This window comes from Methylobacterium sp., from assembly GCF_019750675.1.
In the GTDB taxonomy this organism is placed as follows: domain Bacteria; phylum Pseudomonadota; class Alphaproteobacteria; order Rhizobiales; family Beijerinckiaceae; genus Methylobacterium.
In genome coordinates, this window is sequence record NZ_JAIEOF010000198.1 from 1 (window position 1) to 7068 (window position 7068).

6 protein-coding genes and 1 tRNA gene are annotated in these 7068 nt (G+C 69.9%); 3 read left to right on the forward strand and 4 right to left on the reverse strand.

What is annotated here, in order from left to right; genetic code table 11:
* The coding region (locus K2X24_RS10425; RefSeq protein WP_292497578.1) for a hypothetical protein at positions 1–184 on the reverse strand (184 nt) is incomplete at its 3' end.
* Positions 185–264: 80 nt separating this feature from the next.
* Here K2X24_RS10425 and K2X24_RS10430 point away from each other — a divergent pair.
* From K2X24_RS10430 to K2X24_RS10440, 3 genes are all read left to right on the forward strand, one after another.
* Positions 265–1275, forward strand: coding sequence for an IS110-like element ISMex29 family transposase (locus K2X24_RS10430; RefSeq protein ID WP_292497580.1), 1011 nt, complete (start codon positions 265–267; stop codon positions 1273–1275).
* A gap of 424 nt (positions 1276–1699) precedes the next feature.
* Positions 1700–1789: transfer RNA gene (locus tag K2X24_RS10435), tRNA-Ser, on the forward strand.
* 218 nt (positions 1790–2007) lie between these two features.
* Positions 2008–2199 (forward strand): hypothetical protein, encoded by a 192-nt coding sequence (locus K2X24_RS10440; protein ID WP_292497582.1) that lies wholly within the window; start codon positions 2008–2010, stop codon positions 2197–2199.
* A gap of 80 nt (positions 2200–2279) precedes the next feature.
* Here the strand turns inward: K2X24_RS10440 and K2X24_RS10445 are convergent, their stop codons facing one another.
* From K2X24_RS10445 to K2X24_RS10455, 3 genes are all read right to left on the reverse strand, one after another.
* Positions 2280–2549, reverse strand: a complete 270-nt coding sequence (locus tag K2X24_RS10445; protein ID WP_292497585.1) for a hypothetical protein — start codon at positions 2547–2549, stop codon at positions 2280–2282.
* A gap of 605 nt (positions 2550–3154) precedes the next feature.
* Complete coding sequence (gene mdoH / locus K2X24_RS10450) at positions 3155–5242, reverse strand: glucans biosynthesis glucosyltransferase MdoH (protein WP_292497589.1); 2088 nt, start codon at positions 5240–5242, stop codon at positions 3155–3157.
* 104 nt (positions 5243–5346) lie between these two features.
* Positions 5347–6921 (reverse strand): glucan biosynthesis protein, encoded by a 1575-nt coding sequence (locus K2X24_RS10455; RefSeq protein ID WP_292497587.1) that lies wholly within the window; start codon positions 6919–6921, stop codon positions 5347–5349.
* Positions 6922–7068 lie beyond the last annotated feature (147 nt).

A 7068-nucleotide genomic window follows, 5' to 3' on the forward strand; every position in this document is an offset into this window, starting at 1 on the left:
AGCGGACGAGGCCGCGGGCCGGATCCTGAACCGGATTCAGGGGACCGAGGAACAGGCCTGATAGCGCCGGAGCTGTCCGGATGCACGGGACCCGGCGATCGGCCATGGCACTTGGCGACAGGACCGTGATCGGCTCCGACCCATGCGCGCCGAGACCGCCGGCGGCGCGTTCCGGGACATCCATGATGGTGTGGATGGCTCCTGCTCCCGGCTTTGCGTTGAGGCATAGTCGGGATGTTGTCGCCTCAAGCTGAGGAGCCACCCATGTCCGAGCTTGCTACAGTCGGTATCGATCTCGCGAAAAGCGTTTTCCAAATCCACGGTGTCGATGAGAACGGTCGTGTTCTCGTGCGTCGCCAACTGCGTCGAAGTCAGTTGCTCGCGTTTTTCGAGAAGCTGCCGCGATGCCTGATCGGCATGGAGGCCTGCGCGGGCGCTCACGACTGGGCGCGGAAGCTTCAGGAACTGGGGCATGACGTCCGGTTGATGCCGCCGTCTTACGTGAAGCCCTACGTGAAGCGCGGGAAGACGGACGCAGCCGACGCGGCGGCCATCTGTGAAGCGGTCACGCGTCCCTCGATGCGGTTCGTCGCCGTGAAGAGCGAAGCTTGCTCTTCGGTCCTGGTCGTCCACCGCACGCGGGATCTTCTGGTTCGCCAGCGCACGCAGATCTGCAACGCGATCCGCGCCCACATGACAGAGTTCGGCGTCATTGCAGCGAAGGGCGCGCAGAACGTCGATCGGCTGAGGACGCAACTGCATCAAATGCCGGAAGCGGCCCGATTGCCCGTCAGCCTTCTCTTCGAGCAGTTGGTCGATACCGACACGCGGATCGAGCGGTTGACGCGTGAGATCGAAGCGGCCCACGCCCAAAGCGAGACGAGCCAGCGTCTGGTGACGATCCCGGGCGTCGGCAAGCTCTCGGCGACGATCATCGCGGCGACGACGCCGGACGTCGGCAACTTCGACTGCGCGAGGGACTACGCCGCCTGGCTCGGCCTGACCCCCAAACCGCATTCCACCGGCGGCAAACAGAGGATCGGGCGGATCTCGAAGATGGGCAACCGGTATATTCGGCGGTTGCTCTATCTGGGCGCCATGTCGCAGATCATGGTGAGACACAGGTGCGGCCCGAGACAGGACTGGCTGTCCGACATGCTGGCCCGAAAGAAGACGAAAGTCGCCGCCATCGCATTGGCGCATCGCATGGCAAGAACGATCTTTGCCGTCCTCAGGGACGGATCACGCTACCAGCCGCTGGCGACTGCTGCCTGAACGGCTGAACGAACGGTCAGGGCGACGTGAGGTGATGGCGAACGAACGGAGAGGAAGAACCAGGACACCCCGATCAATCCGAAGCGCTCTGAGCGCGCTCGATTGAGTGGGACCTGTTCTCCAAGCGGACTTCATCAGGGCGCGCAGCGATCCCGCTGCAGATCAGACGCCGTATACATGGCCGCAGCCGACCAGTTCACCCAAACCGATCGCCATCCTTGACCCGCAGGAGCCATCCATACATGAAGCCGAGAGCAAGTCCGCCGCCGCCAGGGCGTCGCGGGTGGACGCTGCCGCGAAGGTTGACGGCGCCATGCGGGCGGCCATAGACAGGGCTGCCGGTTGATTGGGTAGCAAATCGGTAGCAACGGGCCATTTCCCGGTGCTTCGGCAGAGGCAAAATCTCTAGCTTCTGCAACGACTTGGAAGGGTGGCCGAGTGGTTTAAGGCAGCGGTCTTGAAAACCGCCGTGGGTGCAAGCCCACCGTGGGTTCGAATCCCACCCCTTCCGCCAGATTGAATTACCCCGGGGATTTCCGGAGGCTTCAACCCCCGCCAGGGCGGAGCCTGGACGAAGCGCCCTCTTCTCAGCCGAGACCCGCGAGCGTGGGGTGCCGATGGCACTGGGCAGTTGCAGCGAGGTCGCTCGTCTCGACTCCCGCCCGAGGGCGACGGTCCCGCCGGGATGCGCGTAAGAGTTCGTAAACGTCGGGACCGCTTGGCCAGGAACGCATGCACCCCGGCGCGGCTTGCCCTGTCATGTCACATCTGGAAGCGCTCATCGAACGCCTGAGGGCCGAGCAGGACCGGCTGATCCGAGACGCCGAGGCGAAGGGGGACATTCCCTCCCGACACCTGCTGCAGCAGATCGGCGACCTCGAGGATCGGATCCGGGCTGTCGAGACCCTGATCGAAGATCGCTGACACGTCGCGCGCGGACGAAAGCAGCCCGCCACGGCCGAGGGCCGGGCGGGCGGTAGGAATCGCGTTTCGAAGGGCTGAACTCAGCGGCTGCTGCCGCCGGCGCTGCTGTTCGGCACAGCCTGCTCCGGCTTGCTGGCATTGCCGCCCGCCGCGGAATCGGTGGTCACCGTGCTGGCCCCGGTCGCACCGCGGGATATCGACACGCTCGGATCGTTGCCCGTGGTGTTCGGCTGCGGCTGCACGACGGTGCCGCCGGGCTGGGTCGGCTCACGCACCGCCTGCGCTGAGGCCGCGACGGCGGACAGGCTGAGGAGGGCGGCACCGAGAACCGGAATCAGGATGGTCTTCATGGGGTCTCCATCGGTCGGAAAAAGGGGGTGGATACAGACGAATGCCCGAACCTGGCGCGGGGCAGGGCGCGAAGCCGTCGAATCGGGGAATCAGTCGCCGCAGCCGTAATGCCCGTTGCCGCTACGGTCGTGGCCCAGAACGTCACCGCCCTCGCGGGAACCGCCGTGGCCATACCCTTGAGCCTGGGCATCGGTCGCACCGAGAGCCCCAAGCGAGGGCGTCGCGGCGGAGATGCGGGCGAGCCTACGCAGGGCTGTCTCCTTCGCTTCGTCGTCGAAGGACCAACAGGTCGCGTCCGGATGGGTTCCGATCTTTTCGCCCCGGGGCGCGGCGTACGCCCGAGAGACTGTCCCCCTGCGCGGCAAAGCCGGGCGGTGCTTTGAGAAAGCTTGCCGATGCCCCCAGGATCGATCGCTACGGCGTGCAGCCGAGGTGGCGCTCCGCCGCGCGGATCCGGGCGAGCCGCGCCCGCTTGCGGGCCAGAACGGCGGCCGCCGCCGCGCAGGGTGTAAGACGCCTCATCTCGAAAACGCCTTCGCCCGGCGGGTCGCGGCCTCGCGCCACGCCTCGGTCCGGAGCGCGTTTCCGGGGCGGCCGCGTCCGGTCAAGGTGCCAGCCGCCCGAGGCGGTCGAGGAGGGCGCGGTCGTGGAGGAGGGCCATGCGCTCCTTCGGAGTGAGCCAGGCCCGGGCCTCGGCGATGCCGTCCGCCTCCACCACCTTGGCCTGGGCCAGCGCCCGGTCGGGGTCGATGGCCCCGCGCGGGCGCGGGGCGGCCTCGGGCAGCATCGCCGCATGGGCCCGGGCGAGGTCCGGGTCGGCGTGGAGGGCGGTGAGCGCGTCCGCGTCGTCGAGGCCCGCCTCGGCGTTGCGGCGGGCGAGCACCCCGGCCTGCGCCGCGATTGTCGGCGGGTCACGCTCCTCCGGGGTCATCAGCAGGCCGAGGCGCTTCAGGGCGAGCCCGAGGCCGAGCTGGCCGCTCGCCCAGGAGATGGGAATCGCGAGCACGAGGCCCAGGATCGTGGGCGACATCCAGAGGAACAGCGAGGTGGCGATGGCGAAGGCCGCCACGCCGGTGACCAGCCCCAGCGCCATGTGCCAGCGGTGGCGGCGCACGATGTCGCCCCAGGGGATCGAGCCGTCGTCGCGGCGCTGCGGGTTCCAGCCGGTGTCGCGCCCGAGCAGGATCTGGAACACCGATCCGGACTGGATCAGCATCGCGATGGGGGCGATCAGCGCCGAGAGCAGGATCTCGATCAGGCTCGACAGGACGAGGCGGATCGCGCCGCCGCAGGCCCGGCGCACGGGGCGATCGATGAGCGCGAGGATCAGGCCGAGGAATTTCGGCGCGAGCAGGATGCCCATGGTCAGGCCGAAGAGCTGGAGCGCGCGCACGGGGTCGAAGCGCGGCCAGACCGGGTAGAGCCCGAACTCGGAGGTGAAGTATTCCGGCCGCACGTAGGCGGTCTGGAGCACCAGGGCGATACCGACCACGAGCTGGGCGAGCCAGAGGGGCGAGGCGACGTAGCCGGCGATGCCGGTGGCGAAGTGCTGGCGGGAGGCGGCGGCCAGGCCCGCCGTGCCGATGATGCGGCTGTGCTGGAGGTTGCCTTGCGCCCAGCGCCGGTCACGCACGGCGACATCGATGAGCGAGGGCGGGCTCTCCTCGTAGGAGCCGGGCAGCGCCGGCAGCATGGTCACGCTCCAGCCGGCGCGCCGGATCAGGGCCGCCTCCACGAAGTCGTGGGAGAGCACGTGGCCGCCGAAGGGCGGCTTGCCCTTGAGGTCGGGCAACCCGCAGGCCTGTGCGAAGGCGCGGGTGCGGATGATGGCGTTGTGGCCCCAGTAATTGCCGTCGCGGCCCGACCAGACCGAGAGCCCCGTGGCGATGACCGGCCCGTAGATGCGGGCGGCGAATTGCTGGACGCGGGCGAAGAGCGTGTTGCGGTTGATGATGAGCGGCAGCGACTGGATGATGCCGGCATCCGGGTCGGCTTCCATGGCGGCGGCCAGATGCACGACGCAAGGCCCCGTCATCAGGCTGTCGGCGTCGAGCACCAGCATGTGGTCGTAGGCGCCCCCCCAGCGGGAGACGAAGTCGCCGATGTTGCCGGCCTTGCGGTGGTGGTTCTTCGGCCGGTGGCGGTAGTAGAGCCGGGCGTCCGTGCCCCAGCGGGCGCGCAGGGCCAGGAAGGCGCGCTCCTCGGCGATCCAGGCATCCCCTTGCGTCGAATCCGACAGCACGAAGTAGTCGAAGGCGTCGCCGAGACCCGTGGCGTCGATCTCGGCCCGCATGGCCTCGACGCCCGCGAAGGTCCGCGCCGTGGCCTCGTTGTAGACCGGCATCACCACCGCCGTGCGGGTGGTGAGCCGCGCCGGCAGGGCAGGGGTCTTCAAGCCCCGCAGGAGCACGAGGAAGCCGAGGATCGCGCCCGTGAAGGCGAGCGCGATCCAGGAGAAGTTCAGGGTGAAGAGGGCAAGCAGCACGTATTGCAGCGCCGTGGTGCCGCCGGAGACCGCCACCACCTCGTACATCTGCAGCGCGCCGTAGGCGGTGAGGAGCGCCGCCCCCCCGAAGACGAAGGCGCGGGCGAGCCAGGGTTTCGCGTGGGACACGGCCGGCCGGTGGCCGGAGGCCGGGTCCCAGCGCTCCAGGTCCTGCACCGGCATCGGCAGCGGCGCCTCCGGGGGCATCGCGGCGGCGAAGGGCAGGGGGGCCGGCCGGGGCGGGGCCGCGACCTCGGCCGGGGGCACGATGTCGGCCGGGGGAGCGATGTCGGGGGAGAGCGTGGATGCGGTCACGGGGTCCAACGGTAGAGCCAGGTTTCGGTGAGCGGCGTGCCAGCGCGCTGCAGGTTGAGCCGCAACTCGCAGGATTTCTCGCCCTTCGGATCGAGCTCGAAGGCCACCCGCAGGGTGTCGCGCTCGGGATAGCGGTAGAGGGTGCTCGACGTGATCGCCCCGGAGGCGGCGCTGAGCTGGGTCTGGAGGTCACCGGGTGCGGCGATCCCCGGGCCGGTGAAGTCCACCAGGAACAGGCGGCGGTTGTCACCGCCACGCCCGCTGCGCGTGCCCGAGACCAGGGCCACCTTCGGCGGCTCGGGAGGCTGCCAGCACCAGTGCTGGCGGTAGCTGAAGGGCATCTCGGCCCCGGCCGCCAGGGTCGCCTTCGGGCGCCAATAGGCCAGCACGTTCTCGTTGAACTCGGAATCGCTCGGGATTTCCAGCAGGGTCACCGCCCCCGGTCCCCAGGCGCCGAGCGGCTCGAGCCAGAGGGACGGGCGCCACTCCCAGTGCTGCACGTCGTCCTGGAAGACGCTGTAATCGCGCGCCCGCTGCATCAGGCCGAAGCCCTTTGGGTTCTCGTCTACGAAAGAGGAGATCTGCAGGGTCTCGGGGTTGCGCACCGGGCGCCAGATCGCCTCGTCGACCCCCGTGCGGATCTGGAGACCGCCGCTGGAATAGGCGCCCGCGCGGGCGTCGTCCGCCCCGCGCCGGTCGTAGGGGCCGAACAGGTAGCTCGTGGTCATGCCGCCGAGGCCCAGGTGGTCGATGGCCGCGCGGGCGAAGACCGTACCCTCGACGTCGCAGAGGGAGGCGTCGCCGGGACGCAGGCTCATGCGCAGGGCCGCGGCGGCGGAGGGCGAATCCACCAGCGCATGGACGACGAGGGGGCCGCCGGGGGCGGGCCGCTCGATCCAGATCGCACGGAACTCGGGGAATTCCTCGCCCTTGGCGTCGGCCGGGCGCAGGGTCAGGGCGCGGGCCGTGACGCCGAAGCCCTGGCCGGTGGCCAGGGCGCGGAAGAACGACGCCCCCTGGAACATCGCGAAGTCGCTGAGATCGCCGCCCCGGAAGCGGGCGCGGACGCGAAAGCCCGAATAGCCGGGGTCTTCCCTGAAGGGCGGCAGGGCGAGCCCTTCCGTCTCGAACCGGGCCGGATCGTAGGGCAGGGCACGCACCACCCCGTCCTCCACCAGGGCGAGCGCCACGCGGGAGCGGAACACAGAGCCGCGGTGCAGGGGCTCGACGGTGAAGCCCAAGCCCGCCTCCGCCCAGACCGCGCTGCCGGGACGGCTGCGGATGGCGGCGTATTGCTCGCGGTTGAGGCCGGTGAGGGCGTCGGGCAGGTCGTCCGTGCGGGGCGCCGCGTAGGCGCGCTTGGCGAGCGCCCGGGCCAGATCCGTGACGAGGCCGGGCTGGAACGGCGTGCCGTCGGCGGGGAGCGCCGGGGCCTCGTCGGCGAAGGCGGGCAGGGCGTAGGTCGCGAGCCCGCCGGCCAGCGCGGCAAGGCCGGCCCGACGCAGCACGGTGCGGCGGCTGGGGCCGGCGGCGGACGGGTCGTCGGGGAAATCCGGGTTCGGCGGCGTCATCGGGTCCGTCTGGTCGGCGCGGGCGCGCGAAATCGTGGGCCGGGCATTCGAGGGTCGGGCATTCGAGGGTCGGGAACGTTTACCATGCCGAGCCCTGAACCGCTGGTTAAGCCGTTCCGAACCGCGACGGTCAACGCAGAAGAGCTC

Coding starts and splice junctions, on each gene's coding strand:
- K2X24_RS10445 (WP_292497585.1), bottom strand. CDS start 2,549: ATGAAGACCATCCTGATTCCGGTTCTCGGTGCCGCCCTCCTCAGCCTG.
- K2X24_RS10430 (WP_292497580.1), top strand. CDS start 265: ATGTCCGAGCTTGCTACAGTCGGTATCGATCTCGCGAAAAGCGTTTTC.
- K2X24_RS10455 (WP_292497587.1), bottom strand. CDS start 6,921: ATGACGCCGCCGAACCCGGATTTCCCCGACGACCCGTCCGCCGCCGGC.
- K2X24_RS10440 (WP_292497582.1), top strand. CDS start 2,008: ATGCACCCCGGCGCGGCTTGCCCTGTCATGTCACATCTGGAAGCGCTC.
- mdoH (WP_292497589.1), bottom strand. CDS start 5,242: ATGCCCCCGGAGGCGCCGCTGCCGATGCCGGTGCAGGACCTGGAGCGC.